22 protein-coding genes are annotated in these 26,756 nt (G+C 66.4%); 8 read left to right on the forward strand and 14 right to left on the reverse strand.

Features of this window, described 5'->3' with window-relative positions:
* The first annotated feature begins 77 nt into the window (after positions 1-77).
* The 5 genes from fumC (at position 78) to feoB (ending at position 4,492) form a co-directional block, all read left to right on the forward strand.
* On the forward strand, positions 78-1,502 hold the full coding sequence (gene fumC / locus ACQR07_RS07135) for a class II fumarate hydratase (RefSeq protein ID WP_434901594.1): 1,425 nt from the start codon (positions 78-80) through the stop codon (positions 1,500-1,502).
* Between the two features lie 236 nt (positions 1,503-1,738).
* Positions 1,739-1,924: a DUF4169 family protein gene (locus ACQR07_RS07140; RefSeq protein ID WP_434901595.1), complete on the forward strand. Its 186-nt coding sequence runs from the start codon at positions 1,739-1,741 to the stop codon at positions 1,922-1,924.
* Positions 1,924-2,211, forward strand: a complete 288-nt coding sequence (locus ACQR07_RS07145; RefSeq protein WP_434901596.1) for a ribbon-helix-helix domain-containing protein — start codon at positions 1,924-1,926, stop codon at positions 2,209-2,211. The genes ACQR07_RS07140 and ACQR07_RS07145 overlap by 1 nt, the downstream gene beginning before the upstream one ends.
* Positions 2,212-2,318: 107 nt before the next feature.
* On the forward strand, positions 2,319-2,594 hold the full coding sequence (locus tag ACQR07_RS07150; protein ID WP_008963599.1) for a FeoA family protein: 276 nt from the start codon (positions 2,319-2,321) through the stop codon (positions 2,592-2,594).
* A 20-nt stretch (positions 2,595-2,614) separates the two neighbouring features.
* A complete protein-coding gene (feoB, locus tag ACQR07_RS07155; protein WP_434901597.1) occupies positions 2,615-4,492 on the forward strand; it encodes a ferrous iron transporter B in 1,878 nt (625 codons plus the stop codon).
* Between the two features lie 21 nt (positions 4,493-4,513).
* On the opposite strand, the gene ACQR07_RS07160 is transcribed toward feoB, so the two are convergent.
* Positions 4,514-5,302 carry an NAD(P)H-dependent oxidoreductase gene (locus tag ACQR07_RS07160; RefSeq protein ID WP_434901598.1) on the reverse strand — a complete coding sequence of 263 codons (789 nt, stop codon included), beginning with the start codon at positions 5,300-5,302 and terminating at the stop codon, positions 4,514-4,516.
* Positions 5,303-5,391: 89 nt separating this feature from the next.
* Here ACQR07_RS07160 and ACQR07_RS07165 point away from each other — a divergent pair, with 89 nt between their 5' ends.
* Positions 5,392-6,315, forward strand: a complete 924-nt coding sequence (locus ACQR07_RS07165) for a LysR family transcriptional regulator (protein WP_434901599.1) — start codon at positions 5,392-5,394, stop codon at positions 6,313-6,315.
* Position 6,316: 1 nt separating this feature from the next.
* Here the strand turns inward: ACQR07_RS07165 and ACQR07_RS07170 are convergent, their stop codons facing one another.
* The 13 genes from ACQR07_RS07170 to ACQR07_RS07230 form a co-directional block, all read right to left on the reverse strand.
* Entirely contained in the window at positions 6,317-8,188 is a 1,872-nt protein-coding gene (locus tag ACQR07_RS07170) for a bifunctional sugar phosphate isomerase/epimerase/4-hydroxyphenylpyruvate dioxygenase family protein (RefSeq protein WP_434901600.1), read from the reverse strand.
* Positions 8,185-8,922: an ABC transporter ATP-binding protein gene (locus ACQR07_RS07175; RefSeq protein WP_434901601.1), complete on the reverse strand. Its 738-nt coding sequence runs from the start codon at positions 8,920-8,922 to the stop codon at positions 8,185-8,187. Before ACQR07_RS07175 ends, ACQR07_RS07170 begins: the two co-directional genes overlap by 4 nt.
* Before the next feature lie 11 nt (positions 8,923-8,933).
* A complete protein-coding gene (locus tag ACQR07_RS07180) occupies positions 8,934-9,677 on the reverse strand; it encodes an ABC transporter ATP-binding protein (protein WP_434901602.1) in 744 nt (247 codons plus the stop codon).
* Positions 9,674-10,672 carry a branched-chain amino acid ABC transporter permease gene (locus tag ACQR07_RS07185; protein WP_434901603.1) on the reverse strand — a complete coding sequence of 333 codons (999 nt, stop codon included), beginning with the start codon at positions 10,670-10,672 and terminating at the stop codon, positions 9,674-9,676. Before ACQR07_RS07185 ends, ACQR07_RS07180 begins: the two co-directional genes overlap by 4 nt.
* Entirely contained in the window at positions 10,669-11,544 is an 876-nt protein-coding gene (locus tag ACQR07_RS07190) for a branched-chain amino acid ABC transporter permease (RefSeq protein WP_434901604.1), read from the reverse strand. The genes ACQR07_RS07185 and ACQR07_RS07190 overlap by 4 nt, the downstream gene beginning before the upstream one ends.
* 73 nt (positions 11,545-11,617) lie before the next feature.
* Positions 11,618-12,757, reverse strand: a complete 1,140-nt coding sequence (locus tag ACQR07_RS07195; RefSeq protein ID WP_434901605.1) for an ABC transporter substrate-binding protein — start codon at positions 12,755-12,757, stop codon at positions 11,618-11,620.
* 79 nt (positions 12,758-12,836) lie between these two features.
* Positions 12,837-13,718 carry a shikimate dehydrogenase gene (locus ACQR07_RS07200; RefSeq protein WP_434901606.1) on the reverse strand — a complete coding sequence of 294 codons (882 nt, stop codon included), beginning with the start codon at positions 13,716-13,718 and terminating at the stop codon, positions 12,837-12,839.
* 123 nt (positions 13,719-13,841) lie between these two features.
* Positions 13,842-14,783: a LysR family transcriptional regulator gene (locus ACQR07_RS07205; protein ID WP_434901607.1), complete on the reverse strand. Its 942-nt coding sequence runs from the start codon at positions 14,781-14,783 to the stop codon at positions 13,842-13,844.
* A gap of 31 nt (positions 14,784-14,814) precedes the next feature.
* On the reverse strand, positions 14,815-18,627 hold the full coding sequence (locus ACQR07_RS07210; protein ID WP_434901608.1) for an AsmA family protein: 3,813 nt from the start codon (positions 18,625-18,627) through the stop codon (positions 14,815-14,817).
* A 171-nt stretch (positions 18,628-18,798) separates the two neighbouring features.
* Positions 18,799-20,031 (reverse strand): cytochrome P450, encoded by a 1,233-nt coding sequence (locus ACQR07_RS07215; protein WP_434901609.1) that lies wholly within the window; start codon positions 20,029-20,031, stop codon positions 18,799-18,801.
* A 72-nt stretch (positions 20,032-20,103) separates the two neighbouring features.
* A complete protein-coding gene (locus ACQR07_RS07220) occupies positions 20,104-21,408 on the reverse strand; it encodes an MFS transporter (RefSeq protein WP_434901610.1) in 1,305 nt (434 codons plus the stop codon).
* 1,048 nt (positions 21,409-22,456) lie between these two features.
* A complete protein-coding gene (locus tag ACQR07_RS07225; RefSeq protein WP_434901611.1) occupies positions 22,457-23,269 on the reverse strand; it encodes a DODA-type extradiol aromatic ring-opening family dioxygenase in 813 nt (270 codons plus the stop codon).
* Positions 23,270-23,518: 249 nt separating this feature from the next.
* Entirely contained in the window at positions 23,519-23,953 is a 435-nt protein-coding gene (locus tag ACQR07_RS07230) for a DoxX family protein (RefSeq protein ID WP_434901612.1), read from the reverse strand.
* 101 nt (positions 23,954-24,054) lie between these two features.
* On the opposite strand from ACQR07_RS07230, the gene ACQR07_RS07235 reads away from it, so the two are divergent.
* A complete protein-coding gene (locus tag ACQR07_RS07235; RefSeq protein ID WP_434901613.1) occupies positions 24,055-24,972 on the forward strand; it encodes a LysR family transcriptional regulator in 918 nt (305 codons plus the stop codon).
* A 41-nt stretch (positions 24,973-25,013) separates the two neighbouring features.
* A complete protein-coding gene (locus tag ACQR07_RS07240; protein ID WP_434901614.1) occupies positions 25,014-26,696 on the forward strand; it encodes a SulP family inorganic anion transporter in 1,683 nt (560 codons plus the stop codon).
* The last annotated feature ends 60 nt before the right edge of the window (positions 26,697-26,756 follow it).

Genomic DNA, 26,756 nt, shown 5'->3' on the forward strand with positions numbered 1-26,756 from the left:
AACGGCCGCGGAGCCCATAGATTGAAGCAAGCTGGAACCGGCCGACGCCGGTTCACGATCAATCATGGGCATCCGTCATGGCAGACTCAGCGAGTTCATCGTCTTCCGGATCGACACGGACGGAGACCGACAGCTTCGGCCCGATCGAGGTCGCGGCTGATAGCTATTGGGGCGCCCAGACCGAGCGCAGCCGACAGAACTTCCGGATCGGCCATGACCGCATGCCGCTCGGGATCGTGCATGCGCTGGCGCTGGTGAAGCTGGCCGCAGCCAGGACTAACCTCGAGCTCGGGCTGCTGGAGCCGCGCATGACGGAAGCCATCGTCCAGGCCGCCCAGGAGGTGATCGACGGCAAGCTCGACGAGCATTTTCCGCTGGTGGTCTGGCAGACCGGTTCCGGCACCCAGAGCAACATGAATCTGAACGAGGTTATCGCCAATCGCGCCAGCGAGCTTCTGGGCGGCGAGCGCGGAAGCAAGAAGCCGGTGCATCCGAACGATCACGTCAACATGAGCCAGTCGTCAAACGACTCGTTCCCGACCGCCATGCATGTCGCGGCGGCCCGGGCGATCGCCGCCGATCTGGTGCCCGCCCTGTCGGAGCTGCTCGCCGCGCTGCGCGCCAAGCAGGACGCGTTTGCCGACATCGTCAAGATCGGCCGGACCCACACCCAGGACGCCACGCCGCTGACGCTCGGCCAGGAGTTCTCAGGCTATGCGGCACAGGTCGAGAGCGCGATCGCCAGGATCGAAACGGCAGCGCGTGATCTCTTGCCGCTGGCCCAGGGTGGTACGGCCGTCGGCACGGGACTCAACGCCGACGCCAGATTCGCCGAGCTGTTCGCCAAACACGTCGCCGACATCACGGGACTGCCGTTCACCAGTGCAACTAACAAGTTCGAAGCCCTCGCGTCGAACGACGCCTATGTCTATGCGCATGGCGCGCTCAATGCGGCAGCCACCGCCCTGTTCAAGATCGCGAACGACATTCGCTTCCTGGGATCCGGCCCGCGCTCGGGACTGGGTGAACTGATTCTGCCCGAGAACGAACCGGGCTCCTCGATCATGCCCGGCAAGGTGAACCCGACTCAGTGCGAAGCACTAACGATGGTGTGCTGCCAGGTGTTCGGCAATCACACTGCGATCACGGTGGCGGGCAGTCAGGGCCATTTCGAACTCAACGTCTACAAACCACTGCTCTCACATTGCATGATGCAGTCCATACAATTACTAGGTGACGCGGTGCGTTCATTCAGTGAACATTGCGTAATCGGGATTCGAGCCGATAAAGTCCGGATTCGCGAGCTGATGGAGCGTTCTTTGATGCTGGTGACGGCGCTCGCGCCGAAGATCGGCTACGACAAGGCCGCAAAGGTCGCGAAGACCGCGCATGAGCGCGGCACGACGCTGAAACAGGAGGCTTTGCGGCTCGGTTTCGTCTCCGAGGACGAATTCGACCGCCTCGTTCAGCCGGAGAGGATGACGAGACCCGGGAGAGTCTGACGGTAGTCCCGTAGTACTACGGGGGGTGATGCAATTCTCGCCGTTAACCCCTAAAGGATACTCTCGACTACAAGTTCTGCTGCGTTTGATGAATACGAACCCCGCTCGCGATGAAGCGAATGGCTATTGAACTAACAGGGAGCGATGACGTGATTGTCTGGAGAAAGCCAAGGCTGATCTGCACAACGCGTTCGCTCTCACCGCGACATTCGATGGCTTGATAGATCGGAGCGAGCATGGGGGACATCATCAACTTGAAGCGTTTTAGGAAGCGCGTAGAGCGCGAACAGGCAGCGAAGGTCGCCGAAAGCAACCGTGCTCGCCATGGCAGGACGAAGTCCGAACGCGCAACTGACGCACAACGCGACAAGCGCGCGAATGAGTTACTCGATCAACATCGTATCAATGGCGAGGACGCGTGATGAAGTCGCCCGTCGTAAAACGTTCTATCGTGGTCGCAGGTCACAAGACCAGCGTCAGCCTCGAAGAAGCGTTCTGGAACGGAATGAAGGAAATTTCGGGTCTCCGTAATATGACCCTGTCGGAACTGGTCGGGGAGATCGACAACAATCGCCAGCAGGGCAACCTGTCCTCGGCGATCCGTCTGTTCGTTCTCGACCACTTCAAGAACCGCGCCGTGGCCTCCTCGGGCATTGAGCCGAAGGCGACGGTGGACAGCCGGCACTCGGCAGCCGCCGCGGCTCCTTGAGGCAGATCAGAGGGCGGCCCGCCCGGTCTGTTTAAAATCGCTCTAAGAAGCCGCGGCATGTCCCATGCCGCGCTTGACCTCTTGGCACGCGATTGAAAATACAGGCTATGAGCGAAATCTGCGATACGCGGCCGCCCCTGCCGCTCGGCTTGGCCCGGCGGGGCTATACCGGAACGATTCAGCATCTCGCGGCTGGCGGCACGACATCGTCGCTGCCGGACGTCGAGCTGGAGAGCCGGCTGATCGAACTCGGCTTCGTCGAAGGGGCCCGGGTCGAGATCCTGCATGAAGGGATCGTCGGGCGCGACCCGATTGCCGTCCGTGTCGACAACATCACCGTCGCGGTCCGCCGGCGTGAGGCCATGGCCGTCATCGTGGCATGAGCCGCGCGGGAAGCGTTGCCATGGAAAGCTCTCTGCTGCATCTGGCCCTGGTGGGTACGCCCAACAGCGGCAAGACCTCGCTGTTCAATGCGCTGACGGGAAGCCGGCAGAAGGTCGCGAATTATCCCGGCGTCACGGTGGAACGCAAAGAGGGCGGCTTCGTCACCCCGCAGGGTCGTCAGGTTTCGCTGGTCGATCTGCCCGGAACCTATTCGCTGCGCGGCCGCAGCCCGGACGAGGAAATCACCCGGGATTTCGTGCTGGGACGCGCCACCGGCGAGGTCCTCCCCGACCTGGTGTTGTGCGTTGCCGATTCCACCAACCTCAGGTTGACGATTCGCCTGCTGCTGGAGCTCAAGAGCACCGGCCGGCCGCTGGCGCTCGTGCTCAACATGTTCGACATCGCCAAGCGGCGCGGCGTGACGGTGGACGTCGCCGCCCTGTCGCAGGCGCTCGGCGTCCCGGTCGTGACCTCGATCGCAGTCCGCAAGGGCGGCACCGACGACCTGCTGCAACTGACCGATCGCCTGCTGGCGCAGGCGACCGCGGCCACGGGCGAGCGGGCCAACACCTGGCGCCCCCTGACCGTGCCCGAGCTGCGCGCCACCCAGCGCGAGGCCGACCGCATCATCGCCGCCACCGTCAGCCTGCCCGAGCGCCCGGACACCTGGACGGCCCGGATCGACGCCGTTGCGCTGCATCCGGTCGGCGGCCTGTTCATCCTGCTGGCCATCCTGTTCGTGATGTTCCAGGGGGTGTTCGCCTGGGCGCAGCCGCTGATGCAGGTGCTATCGGCGTCGTTCGACGCGCTTGGCCAGCTCGTGCACGACCAGCTGCCTGAAGGCCTGCTGCAGAGCTTCCTGCAGAATGGCGTGATCTCCGGCGTCGGCAGCGTCATCGTCTTCCTGCCGCAGATCATCATCATCTTCCTGTTCATCCTGCTCTTGGAAGATTTCGGCTACATGGCGCGCGCGGCGTTCCTCATGGACCGCATCATGGGCGGCGCCGGGCTGCATGGCCGCGCCTTCATCCCCCTGCTCTCCAGCTTCGCCTGCGCCATTCCCGGCATCATGGCGACGCGGGTGATCGACAATCGCCGCGACCGGCTCACCACCATTCTGATCGCGCCGCTGATGACCTGCTCGGCGCGCATCCCGGTCTACACCCTGATCATCTCCGCCTTCATCCCTCCGACCAAGGTCTGGGGCCTGGTCAACCTGCAAGGCCTGGTGATGTTCGGGCTGTATGCGGCCGGCATCGTCAGCGCTCTGCTGGTGTCGTTCCTGGTCAAGTTCTTCCTGATGCGCGACTACCAGCCGGCGCCGTTCATGCTCGAGCTGCCCGACTACAAGATGCCGCGGCTGCGCAGCATCGCGATCGGCGTCTATACCCGCGCAAAAATGTTCCTGCAGCGCGCCGGCACCACGATCTTCGCGATGATGGTGCTGATCTGGTTCCTGGCGTCGTTCCCGCAGCCGCCGGTGGGCGCCTCCGAGCCGGCGATCAACTACAGCCTGGCGGCGATGATCGGTCAGGCCATCGCCCCCCTGCTCTCCCCGGTCGGCTTCAATTGGCAGATCGCGGTGGCGCTTGTCCCCGGCATGGCCGCCCGCGAAGTCGCGGTCGCCGCGCTCGGCACCGTTTATGCGATCGAAGGCGGCAAGGAGGCGGCCGAGCAGATCGGCCAGGTGCTGGCAAGCAGATGGAGCCTTGCCACGGCGCTGGCGCTGCTCGCCTGGTACATCTTCGCCCCGCAATGTGCCTCGACGCTTGCCGTGATCCGCCGCGAGACCGGCAGCTGGCGCTGGATGGCCGTGACGTTCGTCTACATGTTCGCGCTGGCCTATGCGGCGGCGTATGCGACCTACCACATCGCGGTCGCGATGGGCGCGGGCTGAAGCGTCCCGCGCCCATTCGCGTCAGCGCGATGACTCGACATGCAGAGCGAAACCGCGTGCGTCGGTCGCACCAAGCCCCGGCCGCAGCTGCATCGACGGGATCAGATAGTCGCCGTGGTTCTGCCGGCGGTATCGGATCGGCTGATCCGTGAACAGCGTCCGCATCCGCCCGCGCAGTCGCTCGGCAATCGTGGCAAATCCAGCATCGTCCAGCCGGCTCGCCTTGTGCGCCACGAAGGCCGGCAGCACGTCGAAGCCGGGATAGAACAGGATGCCGTGGTTGATCGGGAACAAGAGGTCGTCGATCGGCCCGTTGATGCCGCGCTCGGAATAGTGCTCCTCCCAGCCACCCGTGGTGACGATCAGCATCGCGCGTTTGCCGGCGAACACACCCTCGCCGTAGCGGTTGCCCCAGCGCTTGTCGCTGTGCTCGCCGACACCATAGGTGAAGCCGTAGGAATAGACCCGGTCGACCCAGCCCTTCAGGATCGCCGGCATCGTGAACCACCAAAGCGGAAACTGCAGGATGACAGCGTCCGCCCACAGCAGCTTGTCCTGCTCGGCCCGGACATCGGCGGTGAGCGTCTGGGTCTTGAAGGCTTCGCCCGAGGCGGCGGCGACGTTCAGGCGCGCGTCCGGCGGTAGCTGTGGAAAGTCTTCGCGGTCGGCGGCCGGCTTCCAGCCCATGGCGTAGAGGTCGGAGACCCTGACCTGATGCCCCTGGGACTCCAGCTCGGCGACGGCAACGTCGCGGAGGGCACCGTTCAGGGAGCGGCGTTCGGGATGGGCAAAGACGAAGAGGACATTCATGGCTGAGTTCCTTTGATCGAATGGCCACGACATAGACGGCGCCTCACCTATCCACTATACAACTTAAATCGATAATATTATGCCGTCTAATGGATAAGTCTGAGGTCAGCATCGCGCATATGCGCAGCTTCGTCCGGGTCGCCGAGCGCGGCAGCCTCTCGGCCGTGGCGCGCGAACTCGGCGTCGGCCAGTCCACCGTCTCGCGCCATCTGCAGGAACTGGAGGACACCGTCGGCGTGCCGCTGCTCAGCCGGACCACGCGGCGCGTGACCCTGACCGACGAGGGCAGCCGCTACTATGCCCACTGCGTCCAGATCCTGCGGCTGATCGAGCAGGCCGGCGACGAAGCTCGGGGCACGCGTGGCGCCGCCGCCGGCACGATCCGCATCTCCTGCACGGCCGCGTTCGGCATCCTGCACATCACCCGGCTCGTGTTCGCCTTCCAGGATCGCTATCCAGACATTGCGATCGATCTCAACCTGACGGACGAGCGCATCGACCTCGTGCGCGACGGCGTCGACATCGCGCTACGTCTCGCCCCGCTTACCGACAGCTCCCTGAAGCTGCGGTCGCTCGGCTACTCGCACCGTCTGCTGGTCGCCTCCCCGGACTATCTCGCCAGGCGCGGCACGCCGCGGGCGCCGCAGGAGCTGGTCGGCCATGACGGCATCCGCATGACCAATGTCGCCGGCAGCGAGGTGCTCGCCGTCATCGGACCGGATGGAGCGCGCCATGAGGTGCCGTTCAGAGGCTGTTTCCGCACCAATCACGGCCTTGCGGTTCGTGAGGCCGTGCTGGCCGGGCGCGGCATCGGCGGCAGCCATGCCTGGCTGGTCGACGACCTCATCGCAGCCGGCAAGTTGACGGTGATCCTGCCCGACCACCGCCTGCCGTCGACGCCGCTGAACATGCTGATCGTGCCGGAACGCGCCGGCATCGCCCGTGTGCGGCTGCTGATCGACCATCTGGCCGAGACGATCACGCGCCTGCCGGGGATCCGGCCGGAGCCGTGAGCTACAGCCGCGGCATCGTGTCCGGCCGCACCTCGCGCGCCTGCGCCGCCAGGCGGATGGCGGCGTTCGGAGCGCCGAAGCCCTGGTAGTTGCGACGCTGCACGATCTCGAAGAAGAAGCGTTCCTCGAAAATGTGAGTGTAGACCTGGAAGAACTCGGCGTCGCCGTCGCGGTCGTACAGGATCTCGTTGGCGCGGAGAGCTGTGATCGTCTCGGGCGCCAGATCGTATTTGGCTTCGAGATCGTCGTAATAGTTGTCGGGAATGTCGAGGAAACCGGCTCCGCGGGCGCGCATCTCGGCGACGGCGGCAAAGATGTCGTCGCAGGCGAAGGCGATGTGCTGGACACCAGAGCCGAAGAACTCCGAGATGAAGCGCGACGACAGCGTCCGCGTCGCGGTCGAACCGTTGAGGATGAAGCGCAGGCTGCGGTCGCCGTTGACGATCGCCTGGCTCTGCACGAGACCTCTGGGGTCGGCGATCTCCATCTGCGGCAGGCGCGAGAAGTCGATGATCCCGGCATAGAACAGCAGCCAGGACAGCATCTCTTCATGCGGCATCGACTGCGCGATGTGATCGACGGCCAACAGCCGATCAGTCGTCTTGTCGCTGGCGACCGCTTCGAAGTCGACATCCCAGTGCCGGCCGTGGGTGTCGAGGAAATACAGCAGGCTGCCGCCGACGCCGTGGATTGCCGGAATCTCCAGCTCTCCCGGTCCGACCGGCTGCGTGAAAGTGCGTGTCCTCAGGGACTGTGCCCGCGCCATGGCGCGCGCAGCGCTGTCGACGTCCAGCGCCAGGGCGCAGACGCCGGGCCCGTGCGTGACGTAGTGAGAATGCGCAAAGCTCGCGGGCTCGCAATTGATCACCAGCTCGATCTTGCCCTGCGACCAGCGCTGCACTGCCTTGCTGCGGTGCCGACCGGTGTTGCGGAAGCCAAGCTGGCCGAACAGTGTCGCGAGAGACTCCGCCTTGTCAGCACTGACCGCGAATTCGACGAAGCCGATGCCGTGGCTCTTCACCCGGGGCTCGAAACGCGGCTCCGACGCGGCGGGCATCTTTCCGGCGAGATCATCCTGCAGCAACAGCAGCGAACGCATGCCGTCGACAGCCGTGCGCGGCGCCGAGCCGGCGCGGAACTGGTCGTTGAAGATTTCAAGCGACAGCGGTCCGGAATAGCCGGTCGCGGCGACGGCCTCCATGAACTCGCCGACCGGCAGATCGCCCTGCCCCGGAAAGCTCCGGAAGTGCCGGCTCCAGGAAAGCACGTCGAGTTCGAGCTTCGGCGCATCGGCAAGCTGCACCAGGAAGATCTTGTCGGCGGGAATGGCGCGGATGGCGTTGGTCGGCAGCGCCGGCGCCAGCGCGTGAAAACTGTCGAGGATGACGCCGATCGCCTTGTGATCGGCGCGGCGCACGATCTCCCAGGCATCGCGATAGTCATGCACGTGGCGTCCCCAGGCGAGCGCCTCGTAGCCGACGCGCAGGCCGCGCTTGGCGGCGCGCTCGCCGAGTTCGTGGAAATCGGCTGCGGCGCGGTCGATGCCGCCGAGCGAGAGCGGCGAGACGCTGCTGCAGATCAGCAGCAGGTCGGTGCCGAGCTCCTGCATCAGGTCGAACTTGCGCTCGGCGCGGACGAAGTTGCGCGCGCGCTGCGGCTCCGGCATGCCCTCGAAATCGCGGAACGGCTGATAGGCGCAGATCGAGAGGCCCAGATCGCGGCACATCTGCCCGATCTCGCGCGGACGCATCCCGAACGCGACGAGATCGTTCTCGAAGATCTCGACCATCTCGAAGCCGGCAGCGGCGATCGCCTTGAGCTTCTCGTCGAGCGCGCCTGAGATGGAGACCGTTGCGATCGAGCGCTGGTTCATGCCGCCGTCTCCTCCATCGCGCCGCCAAGAAACAACTGTCCGACCCGCGGATCCGCCAGCACGCGATCGGCCTTGTCGATGATCCGGGTGCGGCCGAGCTCAAGCACGATGCCGTAGTCGGAGATCTCCAGCGCCGAGCGCGCGTTCTGCTCGATCAGCAGCACCGACACGCCTTTGTCGCGCAGCTGTTTCAGCATGTCGAAAGTCTGCTGCACCATCAAGGGGGAGAGGCCGATCGAAGGCTCGTCGATCAGCACGAGTTGCGGCTCCAGCAGAAGACCCCGGGCGATCTCGAGCTGCTTCTGCTCGCCACCCGACAAGGTCGAGGCCTGCCGGTCGGCCTTCTTGCGCAGCACCGGAAAGACGTCGAGGGCGGACTCGACGCGGGCCGGAAGATCGATGTTGGCTGGTGCGGCGACGCCGCCCAGCTCGATGTTATGGCGCACCGACAGCTCGCCGAAGATGTTGCGCCCCTGGGGAATGTAGCAGATGCCGGCGCCGAGGAGCGCGCGCTGGCTGAGGCCGGTCACGTCGCGGCCCTTGAAGACCACCTTGCCTTCACGCAGCTTCAGGAGGCCGAAGATCGCCTTGAACACGGTCGACTTGCCGGCGCCGTTCGGACCGATCACCGTGGTGATCGATCCCTTCGGCACCGAGAAGGTGGTGCCGTTGAGGATCGTCATCTTGCCGTAGCCGCCGACGAGGTTCTGGACGTCGAGAATGGGTTCGCTCACGGCCGCCTCCGTCAATGTCCGAGATAGGCTTCGATCACGGCCGGATTGGCCCTGATCTCGTCAGGCTTGCCGATCGCCAGCACCTTGCCTTCCGCCATCACCATCACGCGCGAGCACAGCGACATCACGAATTCCATGTTGTGCTCGATGACGACGAAGGTGGCGCGGCGCTCGCGGTTGATCGCGATCAGGCGCTCCTTGAGATCGCCCAGCATGGTCGGATTGACGCCACCGGCGGGCTCGTCGAGCAGCACCAGCCGCGGGCCGCCCATGAACGCCATCGCGGCATCGAGCAGCTTCTGCTGACCGTAGGACAGGCCACCGGCCGGTTCGTTGGCAAGATGCTCCAGCTTGAAGAATCCGATCATCTGATCGGCGGTCGCGGTGAGACCCGCATCCGACGGACCGAGCAGGCGCGACAGCATGCTGCCGCGATGCTCCTGGCCGGCCAGGATGAGATTGTCGCGCACCGACAGCTTGGGAAACACCTGCAGCAGCTGGAAGGTGCGACTGACGCCGAGGCGATTGAGCTCCGACGGCCGTTGGCCGGTGACGAGCTTGCCGTCGACCCTGACCTCGCCGGCGCTCGGCACCAGCTGGCCGAGGATGCAGTTGAAGAGAGTCGACTTGCCGCAGCCGTTGGGGCCGATCAGGCCGAGGATCTCGCCCTCCTGCACGTCGAAGCTGACGCCGTCGACGGCGGTGATGCCGCCAAAGCTCTTCTTGACGTCGCGAACGTCGAGGACCGCGCTCATTGTGCCGCCTCCAGCTTGGATTGAGCCGCCGCGCGCAATGCAGACGCCGCCTGGGTCCGACGCGAGCTGAGATAGCGGTCGAGAATGCCGAGGATGCCGGTCGGCGAATAGATCAGGAGCAGAATGACCGCCACGGCATAGAGCATCAGGTAGTAGCCTTCGGCGACGCGCAGCCACTCCGGCAGCAGCACGGCGATCATCGCGCCGAGGAACGGACCGAACATGAAGCCGGAGCCGCCGACGATCACCATCATCAGCAGATCGAGCGAGAGCTGCAGGTTGAACGGCACCGGATCGACATACTGCGTCAGCGGCGCGTAGAGCACGCCGGCGATGCCGCCGAGCACCGAGCCGATCGCGAACGCCATCAGCGTATAGCGGCGCGTGTCGATGCCAAGCGACTGCGCCCGGATCGGGTTCTCGCGCAGCGCCATGAAGGCGCGGCCCCAGGGCGAGCGGATCAGCCACCACATCGCGAGCGTCACCAGCCCGAGCGAGCCGAGGCAAAGGTAGTAGAACGGCAGCGGCTTGCGGAACGCGAAACCGAAAATTTCAGGGCGCGGGATGTTGCTGATGCCGTAGATGCCGTTGGTGAGCCAGCTCTCGTTACGGAACACCAGGAACATCAGCGTCGAGAAGGCGAGCGTGACGAAAGCGAGATAGTGATGCTGCACGCGCAGTGCCGGATAGCCGAGCAGCCAGCCGACGGCGAAGCAGATCACGATCACCAGCCCGAGTGCCGCGATCAGCGGCCAGCCCTGGGTCGTCAGGATGGCGGCGCCATAGGCGCCGATGCCGACGAAGGCGCCCTGCGCCAGCGACACCTGCCCGGCATAGCCGAGCGTGAGGTTCAGCCCCATCGCCGCGATGGTCATCACCGCCCACTGGCTCAGGATGTAAAGGCCGTAGCGATTGAAGTTCATCGGGATGACGATCAGGCCTGCGATGACCACGACGGCCAGGGCAGCGAGGAGCAGTCTGCTGTGCTTGCTCATACCGTGCGCTCCTCGGCTCGTCCGAGCAGGCCCTGCGGCCGGAACAGGATCATCAGGATCAACAGCAGCATCGGAACGGCGGCGCGATACTGGGTGGAGACATAGGCTGCGGCGAGGTTGTCGACGACGCCGATCAGCAGGCCGCCGGCAATCGCGCCCCGGACCTGGTTGAAGCCGCCGACGATCGCGGCGATGAAGGCGGCCTGTCCGAGCACCTCGCCGCTGGAGAACTTGGCGAGATAGATCGGCGTGATCAGCAGCGAGGCCAGCGCGACCAGCACGGCGTTGATCAGGAAGGTCAGCAGGATCATGCGCTCGACCGGCACGCCGATGATCCGCGCCACCGTCGGGTTCTGCGCCGCGGCCTGCATTTGATGGCCGAGCGAGGTACGGTTCAGGAGCGTGGTGAGGCCGACGACGGCCAGGATCGCCACAGCGAGGACGCCGAGGCTCTGCAATGAAATCGCACGTCCCAAGATGGAAACGTCACCCACCGGAACGATCGAAGGGAATGGCGAAGCCTCGGCGCTGAAGAACTGCTTCACCGCCTCCTTGATCCCGATCGCCAGCGCCATTGTGGCGATCGCGAGCGGCAGCACGCCGTGCCGCAGCATCGGGTCGACCAGCAGCATCTTGAAGGCGAGACCGAGCAGCAGCGCCGACAACAGCACGCCAACGAGGATCGCGAGCCAGAAGGGCGCGCCGAGATGCATGACGGCGAGCATCAGGAAGGCCGGCAGCATCACGAACTCGCCTTGCGCGAAGTTGATGGTCTGCGAGGTCTGCCACAGCAGCGTGAAGCCGACGGCAACGAGCGCGTAGATGGCGCCGGTGGCGAGACCCGCCACGATCAGATCGAGCAGATTGGACATGGTTTCCCCGTGAGCCCTTGGGTGATGGCGGCGCTGGGCATCCCCTCCCGGCGCCGCCGATCGACCGTTGTCCTCAGTTGAGCTTCGGCAGCACCTGCTTGACGACCTGCTTGCCTTCGACGACCTCGACCAGGAAACCCTGGCGGTCGATGTCGCCGTTCTGGTCGAAGGTGACATCCATCAGGATGTTCGGCTCGGCCGAAGTCTTGATGGTCAGGCCGTGCAAGGTGTCGGCGAAGGCCTTGGAGTCGACCTTGCCCATCTTCTCGGTCGTGGCCTTGACCATGTAGATGGCGAGATACCCCTTCAGTCCGTTGTGGTCCGGGACGTAGTTGTACTTCTTCACGAAGCGGTCGCGGAACGCCTTGATGGCCTCGACCGGCGCATCGGTGGTGAGGCCGACATGGCCGCGGGCGCCGTTGGCGGCGTCGCCGGCGAGCTCGATGACCTTCTGGCCGACCAGCGTGGTCTCGCCGATCAGGGGCGCGGTCACGCCCTGGCGCTTGATCTCCTTGAGGATGCGCGCGCTCTCTTCCTCGTTGACGTAGATGAAGACTGCATCCGGCGCAGCCGCCTTGATCTTGCTGACGTCGGCGGCGAAGTCGGCCTGGCCGGCTTCGGTCGAGAGGTCGGCCGCGACCTTGATGCCGAGACGGTTGAACTCCTTGGTGATGACGTCGCGTCCGCCGCGGCCAAAATCGTTGTTGACCCAGACCACCGCGACCGACTTCGCCTTCAGCTCGTCGTTGACGTATTTGGCGACCTTCGGCATCGACGATTGCTGGCCGAACGAGGTGCGGAACAGGAACTTGTTGCCGGCCTGGGTCAGCTCGGCCGCCTCGCCGCCCATGATCTGGGTGATGCCGGCTTCGGCAGCCAACGGCGCCGTCACCTTCACCGAGCCGGAATAGCCCGGCCCGAGCAGAACGTAGGGCTCGCCGTCGAGCGCCTTCTGCACCTGCGCGCGGGCGACGCCGGGGTTCGACTGCGAGTCGGCGTGACTGACCTCGATCTTGCGGCCGAGAATACCGCCCTTGGCGTTGATCTCCTCGACGGCGAGATCGATGCCGTTCTTCCAGTTGGTGCCGACGGTGGCGCCGCCGCCCGAGAGCTCGGCGACGTTGGCGATCTTGATGGGGGCGCCGGACTGCGCGTAGGCGGCTCCGGACAGCAGTACGGCCGAGCAAAGGCCAGCCAGGATGATCGATCTCACGTTGTTTCCTCCTCTGATTAAAACGCTTGTTTGCGTTTCTTGCTTGAACGACTTGTTCCGGCGCGTATTGGCCGTCGTCTCAGGCGGCGTCAACCGCCCGATATCTCTCCGCCATGTGATTGTCGAAGGCCGCGCCCATCGCTTCGGTCGACGGCGCAAGACCGGTGAACAGCTCGAAGGCATCCGCGGCCTGATAGATCGCAAGCTCGCGGCCGAGCAGGACCTGCGCGCCTCTGGCTTTGGCGGCCTTCAGCAGCGGCGTCCATAGCGGCGAATAGACAGCATCGGCGACCCAGAGATCGCCACGCAGCAGATGATCCGGCACTGGCGTACCGCGGTTCGGCAGCATCCCGATCGGCGTGCCGTTGACGACGCCGACGGCGCCCTGCAGCGCCGCTTCGACGCTGTCGGCGACCGTCACCGTCGTGCCGGTCGGCAGCAGGCTCGCGAGCTTCTCGGCGCGCGACCGCTCGGTGTCGTAGATGCGCAAGGCTGCGACGCCGAGGTTCGCAAGTGCGAAAGCAATCGCCTTCCCAACCCCGCCCGTTCCGATCAACGCCACGACGCCGCGACCGGTCTGGCTGACCAGCGGCGCTGCAGCGCGTTCGAAGCCGGTCGTATCGGTGTTGTGGCCAATCAGCCGGCCATCGCGAACAACGACGGTATTGACGGCGCCCATTGCCGCCGCCTTCGGCGCGAGCTCGTCGAGCAGCTCGACCACGGCTTCCTTGTAGGGATAGGTCACGTTGACGCCGGAGAAGCCCAGCCGGCGCACGCCCTCGAGCAGCAACGTCAGACCCGCCCTGTCCGCGCCGGCGACCTCGATCAGCTGGTAATGGCAGCGCACACCGAGCGCCGCCGCGGCATGTTCGTGCATTGCGGGAGAAGCCGAATGCGCGATCGGCGCACCGATCAAGCCGGTCAGGAATTTGCGGGCTTTGAGCGCGGAAAGATCAGGCACGTTCGCTTCAGTCTCTGCTGCCGCTCCGCGCGATCGCCGCACGAGCGATGAATGTCGCTGCGGACGATAGCGCGTTCGCCAGCTAACACAATTACCCAAATATCCGCCAAACCTAACATCATGTTACTTTTTACCGGCAGCCGCCTTGACCGGCTTGACCACCTGACGGCGGCCCGGCTCCAGCGCGCGCATCTCGGCGCGCAGGCAATCGATGAAGTGCTCGGCATAGAGCGACAATGGCGTATCGCGCTTGACGGCGATGTAGGTGTCGAAGCGCGTCGGCTCGGCAATCTTGATCAGCTCGATGCCGGGATAGCCGCCATGGGCCACTGTGAACTGGTCGATCACGGCGATGCCGAGCCCGGCCTTCACCAGCGCACACACCGTGGTGCCGAAGCGCGCCTTGATCGAGATATTGTAGCTCAGTTTGTTGCGCGCGAAGATCTCGGCCATGATCCGCCCGTAGGGATCATTCGGATCGATGCCGATCAGCGGATAGCGCGTCATCTCTGCCGCCGAGACCTGCTTGCGCCCGGCGAGCTCGTGGCCTTCAGGCACGATGCAGAACAGCTCGCCCGAGGCCAGCGGCATGAATTCGAGTCCGGAATGGTCGAGCCGGTAGCTCATCGCCACGCACTCGCCCTTGCCCAGCATCAGATAGTCGATCGCCTCCTCGATCTTGAGGATGTTGATGTCGATGCCCAAATCAGGATAGCGGCGGCGGACGCGCTCGATCGCGCGCGGCACCATCACCTGCGAAATGCTCGGCACCGAGCCGACGCGCAACTCGGACAGCGCGCCGCGGCCGATGTTGGAGATGATGTAGCTGAGATCGTCGACCTTTTCGTAGACGCTGTTGATCTGCTCGAAGATGTTCTGCGCCTCTGGGGTCGGAAAGTAGCGGCCGTTCTGGCGCTGGAAGAAGCGGATCCCGAGCGAGCGCTCGGTGTACTTCACGAGACGGCTGACGCCGGGCGCCGACACCTTCAGGAGCCGCGCGGCGCCGTTGATGGTGCCGGTCACCATGACCGCGCGGATCACCTCGACCTGTCGCAATGTCATCATCGGCGCGGCCCCTGCCCGACGCGCCCGGCCGTCACGGGCTGCCCGGCGGCGTCAGCACCACCGGCGGCCGCGGCACGGGCCTCGGCCGCGGCGGCAGCGCGCCCGGCGCGGGCTTGATCTCCACCGGCGGCGGCAGCGGCGCGACCTGAGACTGGCTTGCGGCAACAGGCGGAACGGCCGCCGCCGGCGGAGCAGCGGCCGGAGCCGACAGTGGCGCGGTGAGCGGCGGCACGGCCGCACGCGGGCCGCCGAGCCGGGCGCGCGGATCGCGCCGCGGGTCGCGCCCGGGCAACGGCACCTCAACGTTGCCCGGCACGGCCGCATTGGCATCGGCACCGCCCGGCAATGACGCCGTCGACGAGGGGTAGACCGGCGGCGCCTCGCCGCGCGCGATCGCGTCCAGGCGCCGCGTTTCGCGATCGATCGCGCGGACGGCGAGCCACGACGACAGCGACGTGACGTCCAGCGCCCGCGTCAGAGCGTCCGGGGTGCCGACCACGAACAGCTGCAGCTCCGGACGGCTGTTGGCATTGCCGACCGTGTTCGAGCTCAGGCTGGCGCGGATGTCGGCCTGATCGGCCGGAATGTCGAAACCGCCGGACACGATGGCGCGCGCGCCTTGCGACTCCAGCGTGGTGGCGCCGACGCGCAAGCGGCCATCGCGGATGATGAAGGGGATCTGTGCCGAGGCCACCGGCAGGCTGCCGGAGGCCAGCGCCGGCTCGACCACCTGCCGGAGCTTGCCGTCGTCGCCGAGCTGTCCTGCGTCGGCGGCACGCAAGGCTGCGTCGAACGCGCGCGGATCGAGATTGGGAATCGATGCATTGTCGAGCGTCACGGTGCCATTGCCCGAGAGCGCATTCACCAGCCCCTGCACGCTGCGTCCCTCGGCAGCCAGCGTCATCTGCGCCGACGCCCTGCCGGCCGGCATCTTGAGGCCGCGATAGCGCAACGCGCCGCCATCGATGCCGGAGAGCTCGACGCGGCCGTTCAGCACCAGGCCATTGGCATTGGGTCGCGCCTCGACGGTGGCCGTCACCTCGCCACCGCCGAGCTTGCCCTTGAGGTTTTCGATGGTCAGCGACTGACCGTCGCTCTTGATGGCACCGCCGAACGGACGCAGGTCAGTCCCATTCATCACAGCGCCGTTGAGCGACTGGAACGCGACGCGGCCGCGCCAGCCCTTCAGCAGGCCCGCCCCCAGCGGCTCGGCCTGCTCGCGCCCGGCTGACCCGATCAGCACCGAGAAGATCTGCGGGACATCGATCGTGTCCAGCCCGAGTTCGCCGTCGACCTGCTTGTCGTCGTCGAGGTTCATCGCCAGCCGGCCCCGCAGCCGCGAGCTGCCGATCGTGCTGTCGATGTCCTCGAGCGTCACCCGGTTGGCGGCGAGTGCAAGCCGCCCGAACAGGCGGATGTTCTGTGCCGCCGTATCCTGCGGCTTCAATCCCAAAAGCGGTGCCAGATTGGCCGTGCGCAGACGCAGGTTGACGTTGGCCTTGGTGGCATCGCCCCAAGGCTCGACCGTGCCCTGAGCTTCGCCATCGAGTCCTGCGCCGGACAATTTCGCGTTCACGCGCAGCGGCGTCCGCCAGCTGCCGGTCACGCTCGACTGGAACTCGGCCGGGCCGTTGCCAACGGCCGCGACGCGATCGAGCCCGAGCAGCGCCAGTACGACGTTGCCCTGCTCGGCCGAAACCCGGCTTTCGACGCTGAGCTCGGTGCGATCGATCGCGTCCACCTCGAAGCTGCGCAGCGCCGCAGCCGACGGTTTTGCGATCAGCGTCGCGGAGCCTTTCAGTTGCGGGGCGTCGAGATCGAGCACGGCCTTGGCCTGGCTGCGGTCGGCATTGCCGGGGTCCTTGGCCAGATCCAAGGTCAGCTTCAGCCGTGCCGCGCCCGCAGGCGTGCCGAGCGCATCGAACCGCGCTGAGATCTGCGGCGCCAAAGGTTGCACCAGGGCGGTGATCTCCTTCAGCGAGCCGGCCAGCGACGTGACGACCAGACGTCCGGTCGCGTCAGTCCGGTCGAAGCGCCCGGAGCCTTCACTCGTCACACCGCCGCTCTGGCCGAACTTCAACTGATCGACGGCAATCGTCTTCGGATCGTAGGAGAAGCGCGTGGTGAGCGGGGTCAGTTCCTGGCCACTCAGTCTGGCGCGGCCGACATCGAGCGCGACGCTGGCTTCCGCCGGCCACTCGCCGGTGACGCCGACCAGCGACCGTGTCATGGCCATCGCCGCATCGAGATCGAGCCGATCACCCTTCAGCACGGCCTCGAAACGCGTGCCGCCTCCGGTGGGACGGTTGATCAGGGCGACGCGGCCGTCGACCGAGCCGCCGTCGATATCGGCCTTGAGGCCGTTGATCGCGACACGCTCCGGCGCCACGTTGAGGTCGCCGCGCAGACGCAGCGGGCGCTGGGTCCGATAGCTGGTGTCGCTGCGGCCCTGCAGCCAGGCGACGAGGGCGTCGGGCTCCGAGGAGTCGAGATCGAGCGCGCCGGTGAAGCCTGATGTGACCGACGTCGAGATGCCGATGGTCCGGAACGTCAGATGCGTCGAGCCGGGCGCGCGCAGATCCACCTTCTCGAGGCTCCACGCGGTGGTCTCATTGTGCAGGTTGGCAGTGAAATTCTGCACTGGCCGTCCCGAGAGCATGATCTGCTCGGTCGAGAACTGCACGCTGGCCGGCACCGGCAGGGTCGGCAGTTGCGCGATCCAATTGCGCAGCGCCGGCAGCACACGGGCCGGCGCCATCGCGCGCCTGTCCTTGAGGTCCCCGCCCGATAGCAGCTTGTCGGCATCGAGCTGGCGCGCGGAGAGCGAGGCGCGCAGCATCGGGGCGGCGCCGAACTTGATGTCGCCGCTGCCGGCGAATTTCAGCGACCGATCCTCCTCGCCGAACGTCACCTCGATCTGGTCGAGCTTGGCGGCGGTCGGATCGCCGCCGACCTTGGCGGCGATCCGCCACGGTGTGGCGCCGGCCGGCAACGTTGCGGCGGCCTTGGCAGCAGGAGCCCTGTCAGAAGGAGCCTTGTCAGAAGGAGCTTTGGCCGCAGCGGCCTTGCTACCGGCTTGATCCGGCGCGGCCTTGTCCTTGCCGTCGCCCTGCTCCTTGGGCGGCGACGACAGCGTGAATGCACCATCGAAGCGCGGCGCCCGGCTGGCGAAGCTGATCAGCCCCTCGAGATCGACCATGACCGGACGCTCGCCCGGGTCGACATTGAGGTGAACGCGCAGGCCGCTGGAGTCCTTGTCCTGGCTAGAGGACACCCGGAACGGGTAGCGGCCGCCGCGGATCGACACGGCTCCGTCGCCGCGCAGCGAGCCGGCGAGCGAGCGGACGTCGCCGGAAAAAACGATGTCGGTCAGTTCGAGCGTCGAACGGCTGGCCGCGTCGTGCAGCGCGACCCGGCCGGTCAGATTGAGCCGATCGATCGCCAGCGACGCGAGGTTGAAGCGGCCCGAGGCGGCCGGCAGGTCGACCTGGCCCTTGGCGTCGAGGCCGAAATCGGCGGCCATGCCGCCCACGGTGAGCTCGTTGGCCCGCCACTCGCCGCGCATCAAATCGCCAAGGCTGAGCTCGAGGTCGAGCTTGTCGGCGCGCAGCTTGCCGAGATCGTTGGCGCCGCCGAAGGTGACCTGGCGCAGCCGCAGCGTGGGGGTCGGCAGCAGCCGTGCGTCCAGCGCACCGGCGACCCGCACGGGCACGCCAATGATCTTGCTCGCCTCGGCCTCGAATTGCGGCCGGAACTGGTTCCAGTCGACGAAATACGGGCCGATCAGCGCAGCAAGGAGCGCAAGGATGAAGGCAATCGCCAGGCCGAGCAGGGTCGTCTGCACGGGGTCTCCCTCAAAGGACAACGCTCCGGCGTCCTAAAACCTTCAGCCCATGCGGGCGCGGCCCCACGGACGTCGATACCGGAGCGCTGCATCATATAGGATTAAGTATGGCGAAGTCACAGCGCTGTCGGTATTTCCGGGGGCGTTGCACAAGTCCGTTAACAAAGATGGTTACCAGTGCGCCGGCAGCCGCTTGAGGCCGCGCAGCACGAAGGTCGGCCGCCATTCCGGGTTGTCGGAATCGTCGAGCTTCAGCTCCGGCAGCCGCCGCAGCAGGGTTCCGATCGCCACCTCGGCCTCGATGCGGGCGAGCTGCGCACCCAGGCAGTGGTGGATGCCGCCGCCGAACGACAGCGGCTTGACGTTCGCCCGGGTAATGTCGAGCTGCTCCGGATGATCCGGATAGACCGCCGGATCGCGGTTGGCCGACCCCAGCAGGCACAGCACGGTCTCACCCGCCGGAATCCGGCGGCCGCCGAGATCCTCGATGTCCTCGAGCGCAACCCGCCCGGTCAGTTGCACCGAGGAATCGTAGCGCAGGAATTCCTCGATCGCATTGGTGATCAGCTCGGGGCGCGCCTTCAACAGCGCCAACTGGTCGGGATTGCGATACAGCGCCAACAGCCCGTTGCCGATCAGGTTGACCGTGGTCTCGTGTCCGGCGCCGAACAGCAGGATGATGTTGGCGGTCAATTCCTCGTGCGAGAGCTTGGCGCCGTCCTCCTCGGCCTGCAGGAGCTGCGTCGTCAGGTCGTCGCCGGGCTGCTTGCGGCGGAGCTCGAACAGATGCTGGAAATAGGCAATGGAGACCGCGTTGCCGGCATTGCCCTCGGCGATCTCGGCCTTCGACAGCGGCACCGGCTCGAGCAGCCGCCCGCCCTCGCGCGAGCTCTTGTAGAACGCCTCGCGATGCTCCTCGGGGATCCCCAGCATGTCGCAGATCACCGTGACCGGCAGCTTGAAGGCGAAGTCCTCGATCAGGTCCATCCTGCCGCGCGGGATGATCTCGTCGAGCGTGCTATCGACGATCGCCTGGATCCGCGGCCGCATGTCCTCGACCCGGCGCGCCGTGAAGGCCTTCACCACGAGGCCGCGCAAGCGCGTATGATCCGGCGGATCCTGCTGCAGCATCCAATGGCTCATGCTGCGGAAGATCGGCTCGTTCATGATCTCGGGGCCGTAACGGCGAATAGACCGCGCCACGAAGTCCTTGCCGAAGCGCTTGTCGCGCAGCACGAGGCTCGCTTCGGCATGCCGGCTGGCGAGGAACGAGCCGAACGGCGTCACATGCACGGGGTCGTTGTCACGCAGCTGCTGATAGAACGGATACGGATTGCGGATGAACTCCGGCGACAGCGGATTGAACAGCGGCGCGGCCTTGGCAGCCTGGACATGCTCGTTCATGTGGTCTCTCTCCCAGATCTGGCCGGATTAGCTCACGGCCCCGTCGCTATGGCAAGTCGGCCAGCTCACACATCATGCCGCAGTTCCGGCCACCGTCTTTAACCTGTGCAACTGGCCGGCAACGACGCGAACGCGGCGCGGCGCCGCGATCCAGACCGCGGCGGCCGAGACGAACGCGCCGGCGAAGGCGATCGCAAAGCCCGGCGTGTAGCTCGATGTGTGATCATACAGCACGCCGGTCACCCACGGCCCAGCAGCGCCGCCGCACAGCCCGATCATCATCAGCGTCCCGAAGATGCTGCCGAATTGCGCGCCCTGAAATATTTCCAGCACGACCGCGCCCATCACCGACGTGATGCCGTAACCGAGCGCCCCCTGCGTCGCGACCATCACGTAGACCAGCACGAACGATGGCGCGGCCTTGAGCGCGATCAGCGCGGCGAAGCAGATCGCGAAGCCGAGACAGCCGAGGCCCCATACCGCCTCGCGGCCGAGCCGGTCGGACAGATGGCCGAGCGCGATCTGGCCGGGAATGCCGAGCAGGCTGACGGCGCCAAGCGCCCACACCGCGACGTTGGAGCTGAAGCCGATCTCGAGCAGGTATTTCGTCTGATGCACCTGCACGGCGTACCAGACGTAGAGGCCGAAGAAGTAACCGAGCGCAAGCCACCAGAACCGCGTCGTGCGCAGCGCGCGCGACAACGTCCAGTCGATACCGGCCCAAGCAGGGTCGACGATGTTCGACACCGGCTTGGCGGCATTGGCGAGCGGCGCGGCGTCGCCGTCGGGACGCAGGCCGATCTCCTCCGGCTTCCTGCGCAACAACAGATTGATCGGCGCCAGCACGACCAGCACGACGATGCCCATCGCGGTGCAGGCTGTGCGCCAGTTGGTCTGCGCGATCATGTGCTGCACCCAGGGGAGCAAGGTCATCGAACCGATGCCGACGCCGGCGAACGCGATGCCGATGGCGAGGCCGCGGCGGCGGATGAACCAGTTCGGCAGGAACAGCGACTGGCCGGAATAGCCGAGGCAGACGCTGCCGGAGCCAACCATCACGCCGATGGTGATATAGAGATGCCAGGGCTGCGAGGTCAGTGGCGCCAGCAACAGGCCGCCGGCCATCAGCGCGACACCGAGTTCCATGACCGCGCGTGGACCGCTGCGATCCATCAACCGTCCGATCAGCGGACTGACGACTCCGGAAGCGACGAAGCCGAACGAGAACGCGCCGGCGGTGACGCCGCGGTCCCAGCCGAATTCGGCAAGGATCGGCGGATAGAACAGCGAGAATGCGGTGCGCGCATTGACGCCGACCGCCATCGTCACGAAGGTGACGGCGACGATGACCCAGCCATAATAGAACGGCAGGCGCATTGTTGTTGTTTCACTCCCTGGTGCATCCTTCGCATCATTTGCATGCGAACGGGTCAAGGATTATCTGCTCTTTGCACCGGCGGCGTCAGTTACCTCCGAGGTCATGTGTGCGGCGCACCGTCCTATCGCTCGGTGTCGTCCCGGCCTCCGCGCCGGGACCCATACCGCGTGATCTCACGAGGAACGTGGCTGGCAGTAACTCGTCTCACGGCATCCGGTGGCTATGGGTCCCGGCTCAAGGCCGGGACGACACCGAATGTGTGGCGCGCCGTCAGTCATGGCCGCATGGCCCCGCGACGCGATCACGCCCGGGTTCTGCTGATTGGTTCACCCTCCTCCAACAGGAGGGTGCAGGGAAGGCCGGGCGCTGGCCGCGCCCGTGGCCCGCCTGCTCAAAAAAATGCAGGCGGCAGTACCACAGGTTTGGCCAGAAACGCCCGGCCCTCCCTGCGCGATGGTCTTAACGCTTATATGCAGGCTTCCTGGCGCTCGGCTTGTTGGCCGCCATGCGCGACAACGCGTTTGACGCGTTGCGCGGTGATACCAGCGTCGAGGTATCAGAACCCTGCAACTTCACGTCCGCAAGAACGTCGTTCGTCCGCACGCTCTCTCGAGCCTGCTGCGACATCTCGCGGCCACCGCTCCCCGCCTCGCGTGTCGTGACGATCGCGCGCAACGCCCCTCCAAAGTGAGGCGGGATGCGGGAGAAGATCGCGGTGATTTGCCCGACGGTGCAAGGAAAATCGGCTGCGACAAAGTAACCCGACGGGCAAGCCTGCCCGAAGCTCAGCACAACTACGTACTCGACGAGATCCTCTTAAGACCAACGGTCGCTGTGGGTCGAGCTCTGTCCGTATCCACCGCTGTCATGCTCCGCGAAAGCGGGGCATCCAGTACGCCGCGGCAGAGGACATTGACCGAGACGTCACGGCGTACTGGATCGTGCGCTGGAGCCTGTCATCCGGCCGGCCGGAGGCCGGACCGGGTGGCGGACGATGACAGCGGAGGTCTGCACGTCCATCTCGGTCGTCTCTTCGACCGCGCAGGCTTACGCCGCGGCCTTCGCTTCGTCGGCGCCATGGAAGGCATAGACGTCCATGCGCAGCACGCCGTAATTGGCGCTGTTGTGCAGGCGCTCGACGCGGGCGCCTTCGCCGGCTGCGCCCAGCGCGGCGAACAGCGGCAGGAAGTGTTCGTCGGTCGGATGGTTTTCGCGCGCGTGCGGCGCCAGGCGCCGGTAGTTGACGAGATCGTCGACGCGGCCTTCGATCGCGGCCTTGTGCACCCAGTCGGCGAAGTCGACCACCCAGGACGGCGCGGGATCGTCGAGGTCGAGACGGCGCTTGCGGAACTCACCGAGATTGTGGGTGAAGCTGCCGCTGCCGATGATCAGCACGCCCTCGTCGCGCAGCGGCGCCAGCGCGCGGCCGAGCGCGAGGTGATGCGCAGGCCCCTGCTCGGTCTGGATCGACAGCTGCACGACGGGAATGTCGGCCTGCGGATACATCAGGAGCAGCGGCACCCAGGCGCCATGATCGAGGCCGCGCTCGCGATCGGCGCCGACGGGAAAGCCGGCCGCGTGCAGGCGCTCCGCGACGGCGCGGGCGAGGTCGGGCGCGCCCGGCGCGGGATAGCGCAGCTGATAGAGCTCGGGCGGGAAGCCGTAGAAATCGTGGATCGTCTCGTTCGCGGCGACGACGTTGACGGCGGGAATGTCGGTTTCCCAATGCGCCGAGATCACGAGGATGGCCTTCGGCCGCGGCAGGCTGTCGCCGAGGCCGGCGAGGAAGTCCCGCGCCGCCGAGGCCGTCAGCGGCAGCATCGGCGAGCCGTGCGACAGGAAGATGCTGGGCAGGGTCATGTCATGGCTCCTCGTTCTCTCCGGGTATCTCAGCTCGCGCCTCAAACCACAACTGTCATCCCGGGCAAGCCCGAACGTCGCATTGCGACGGTCGGGCGCCGACCCGGGATCCATACCGCGTGATCGCAGTTCGAGGCAGGCTGGGCGTCGACCATCGTGCTCACTCACCTCGGCCTGGGCTATGGATCCCGGCGTTCGCCGGGATGACAGCGGTGGGTGTGGGGACGGCCGGTGGACCACAGGTCTAGTTCAATGGGCGCTGCGCAGCTGGCCGCCGGCAAGGCTGGCGCGGAGGCTGCCGAGGGCGTAGGCGCCGTCGCCGAGCAGGGCCTGGATCACCAGGGTGACGGCCCAGAACGCCGGATACTCCCAGCCGCCCTTGGGATTGTTGAAGAAGAAGCCGGCGGAGCCGTGCACGGTGAAGATGGCGCCGAGCAGGATCGGCACGGCGGCGAGCGCGACCCAGCGGGTGTAGACGCCGAGGATCAGGGCGACCGCGGCGAGGAGCTCGGCGGTGATCGTGACATAGGCGAGCTCGGGCGGCAGGCCGATGCTGCCGAAGAATTTTGCGGTGCCGGCGGGCGTGAAGACCAGCAGCTTGAGACCGGCGTGGGCCAGGAACAGGCCGCCGAGCGTCAGGCGCAGCACGAGCGCGGCATAGGGGGCGGTGCGGGAATCGATCATCAAAACCTCCGTGGGGACCCCCGCGATATGGATCATTTCCCCCTGGGCGATAATCCGGTATCCTGGAAAATCAATTCACACTGGCAGAGTGAGATCAATCCTTGCTCGACCGCCTCACCGGTCTTGAGGTGCTCTCCAAGGTAGCCGGGTCCGGCAGCCTGTCGGGCGCGGCGCGCCTGCTCGGGATGTCGCCGACCATGGTGACCAAGCACCTTGCCGCGCTCGAGACGCGGCTGGGGGCAAAGCTGTTTCATCGCACCACGCGGCGGCTGACGATCACCGAGGCCGGCCGGCGCTATCTCGATCTTGCCGAACGCGTGCTCGGCGATTTCGAGGCCGCCGAGAATGCGATCGCCGCTGAAAGGGTCGAGCCGCGCGGCCTGCTGCGGCTCAACGTCCCGCTCGCCTTCGGCACGCGGCAGATCGCACCGCTGCTCGCCAGGTTCGCAGAGTTGTACCCGGGCGTCAGCGTCGAGCTCGGCCTCAACGACCGTCTGGTCGACCTGATCGAGGAAGGCTGGGATCTCGCGATCCGGATCGCGGCGCTGAAGGACTCGACCCTGCGGGCGCGGCGGCTGGCGCCGTGCCGGATGATGATCTGCGCCGCGCCCGCCTATCTCGCAGCGCATGGCACGCCGCGCACAACAGCCGATCTCGCCGGGCATAATTGCCTTGGCTACACGCTGGCCGCCGCCGGCCCGTCGCGCTGGCGCATGGGCGGCAAGCCGGCGGTCGATGTCGCCGTGAACGGCAACCTGCGCGCCAACAACGGCGATGCGCTGCTGGCGGCCGCGCTTGCCGGGCAAGGCCTGATCTACCAGCCGACCTTCATCGTCGGCGACGAGCTCCGCTCGGGGCGGTTGCGGCCGGTGACGCTCGATGTGCCGCCATCGGACCTGCTGGCCGTTCATGCCGTCTACCTGCCGGACCGCACCCCCTCGGCCAAGGTGCGCGCCTTCATCGACTATCTTGCCGCGGCGTTCGCGCCGGAGCCACCTTGGGATCGCGACCTCGCATGACCGGCGACCAGTTCGCTTGTCATGCGTCTGGAGACATCGACATGACGAATCAACCGCCTGATCACGCGCTGCACTGGCCGATGTTGCGCTCGTTGCAGGGCTGGCGGGTCAGCGCCCTGCCCGCCGATCTCGCAGCGGGCCTCACGCTGGCGGCGATCGCAATTCCCGAGCAGATGGCGACCGCCAAGCTCGGCGGCTTCACGCCGGAGATCGGCTTCCTCGCCTTCGTGGCGGGGTCGCTCGCGTTCGCCGTGTTCGGTGCCAACCGCTTCCTGTCCTGCGGCGCCGATTCCACCATCACGCCGATCTTTGCCGGCGGGCTGGCGCTGCTCGCCGCGACCGGTTCGCCCGAGTATGGCAGCCAGGCCGCGGCGCTGGCGCTGCTGGTCGGAATCCTGCTGGTGCTGGCCGGCGGCTTCAGGCTCGGCGGCATCGCCAATCTCCTGTCGGTGCCGGTGACGGTCGGCTTCCTGGCCGGCATCGCGGTGCATATCATCGTCTCGCAATTGCCCGGCGTGCTCGGCCTGCCGCAGCCGAGCGGGCCGACCCTGGCGCGGATCGCGACCATCGTCGGCGAACTCGGCAAGACCAACGGCTACACGCTCGTCATCGGCTTCGGCGTGCTCGCGACCGTCACGCTGTGCGAGCGGATCAGCGCCCGCATTCCCGGTGCGCTGATCGCGCTCGTCGCCGCGACGCTGTTCGTGATCGGAGCCGGGCTCGAGGGGCGCGGCGTGCCGGTCATCGGCACCCTCTCCGGCGCCGTGCCGATGCCATCCGTGCCGCTGATCGGACCCGAGCAATGGGTCAAGCTGGTGCCGCTGGCGTTCCTGATCGCGGTCGTGGTGATGATGCAGACGGCGGCGACGACACGGTCGTTCCCCACCGAACCGGATCGCCCGGCCGATGTCGACCGCGACTTTCTCGGCGCCGGCGCCGGCAGCGTGCTGGCCGGGCTGTTTGGCGCGTTTCCCGTCAATGCCAGTCCGCCGCGCACCGGCATCGTGGTCGAAACCGGCGGGCGCTCGCAGGTCGCCGGCCTGCTCGCGGCCGCCGTCGTGCTGCTGCTCGTGCTGTTCGGCGCGCGGCTGCTGTCGCATGTGCCGGAGGCGGCGCTGGGCGGCGTGCTGCTGTTCGTCGCGCTGCGCATCATCCGCATGGCGCAGATCGTCACGGTGTACCGGCAGTCGAAGGGCGAATTCCTGCTGATCCTGGCGACGGCGGCCGCCATCGTGGTGCTGCCGATCGAGCAGGGTGTCGCGCTCGGCATCTCGCTGTCGCTGCTGCACGGCATCTGGAGCACAACGCGCGCGCATCTCATCACGTTCGAACGCGTGCCGGACACCACGATCTGGTGGCCGGCCCATCCGCACATCCGCGGCGAGGAGCTGTCCGACATCGCCGTGGTCGGCTTCCAGGCACCGCTCAGCTTCCTCAACGCTGCCACGTTCCGCGCCGACCTGCAGCACATGCTGCGGCGCCGCCGTCCCCAGCTCCTCGTACTCGAGGCGAGCGCTATGGTGGAGATCGACTTCACGGCGGCGCAGGCGCTGCGCGACGTGATCGCGTTGTGCAATGGTGAAGGCATCGTGTTCGCGGTGGCGCGGCTGGAATCGCTGCGCGCGCAGGCGGCGTTCGACCGCTTCGGCCTCTACGACGTGCTGCCGCGCGACCGCGTCTTCCGCAGCGTCGATCTGGCCTTGCAGAAGCTCCGACCGGCCTGAGTTGAGCGCGATCAGCAGTGCGGATACAAATCGTTACGAATTGCAGTGCGGCATGACACA

The organism is Bradyrhizobium sp. HKCCYLS20291, assembly GCF_051167715.1.
Classification (GTDB): Bacteria; Pseudomonadota; Alphaproteobacteria; order Rhizobiales; family Xanthobacteraceae; genus Bradyrhizobium.

Coding starts and splice junctions, on each gene's coding strand:
- ACQR07_RS07225 (WP_434901611.1), bottom strand. CDS start 23,269: ATGACCCTGCCCAGCATCTTCCTGTCGCACGGCTCGCCGATGCTGCCG.
- ACQR07_RS07240 (WP_434901614.1), top strand. CDS start 25,014: ATGACGAATCAACCGCCTGATCACGCGCTGCACTGGCCGATGTTGCGC.
- ACQR07_RS07145 (WP_434901596.1), top strand. CDS start 1,924: ATGAAGTCGCCCGTCGTAAAACGTTCTATCGTGGTCGCAGGTCACAAG.
- ACQR07_RS07185 (WP_434901603.1), bottom strand. CDS start 10,672: ATGAGCAAGCACAGCAGACTGCTCCTCGCTGCCCTGGCCGTCGTGGTC.
- ACQR07_RS07170 (WP_434901600.1), bottom strand. CDS start 8,188: ATGAACCAGCGCTCGATCGCAACGGTCTCCATCTCAGGCGCGCTCGAC.
- ACQR07_RS07150 (WP_008963599.1), top strand. CDS start 2,319: ATGAGCGAAATCTGCGATACGCGGCCGCCCCTGCCGCTCGGCTTGGCC.
- ACQR07_RS07165 (WP_434901599.1), top strand. CDS start 5,392: ATGGATAAGTCTGAGGTCAGCATCGCGCATATGCGCAGCTTCGTCCGG.
- ACQR07_RS07215 (WP_434901609.1), bottom strand. CDS start 20,031: ATGAACGAGCATGTCCAGGCTGCCAAGGCCGCGCCGCTGTTCAATCCG.
- ACQR07_RS07205 (WP_434901607.1), bottom strand. CDS start 14,783: ATGATGACATTGCGACAGGTCGAGGTGATCCGCGCGGTCATGGTGACC.
- ACQR07_RS07180 (WP_434901602.1), bottom strand. CDS start 9,677: ATGAGCGCGGTCCTCGACGTTCGCGACGTCAAGAAGAGCTTTGGCGGC.
- ACQR07_RS07190 (WP_434901604.1), bottom strand. CDS start 11,544: ATGTCCAATCTGCTCGATCTGATCGTGGCGGGTCTCGCCACCGGCGCC.
- ACQR07_RS07220 (WP_434901610.1), bottom strand. CDS start 21,408: ATGCGCCTGCCGTTCTATTATGGCTGGGTCATCGTCGCCGTCACCTTC.
- ACQR07_RS07140 (WP_434901595.1), top strand. CDS start 1,739: ATGGGGGACATCATCAACTTGAAGCGTTTTAGGAAGCGCGTAGAGCGC.
- fumC (WP_434901594.1), top strand. CDS start 78: ATGGCAGACTCAGCGAGTTCATCGTCTTCCGGATCGACACGGACGGAG.
- ACQR07_RS07230 (WP_434901612.1), bottom strand. CDS start 23,953: ATGATCGATTCCCGCACCGCCCCCTATGCCGCGCTCGTGCTGCGCCTG.
- feoB (WP_434901597.1), top strand. CDS start 2,615: ATGGAAAGCTCTCTGCTGCATCTGGCCCTGGTGGGTACGCCCAACAGC.
- ACQR07_RS07160 (WP_434901598.1), bottom strand. CDS start 5,302: ATGAATGTCCTCTTCGTCTTTGCCCATCCCGAACGCCGCTCCCTGAAC.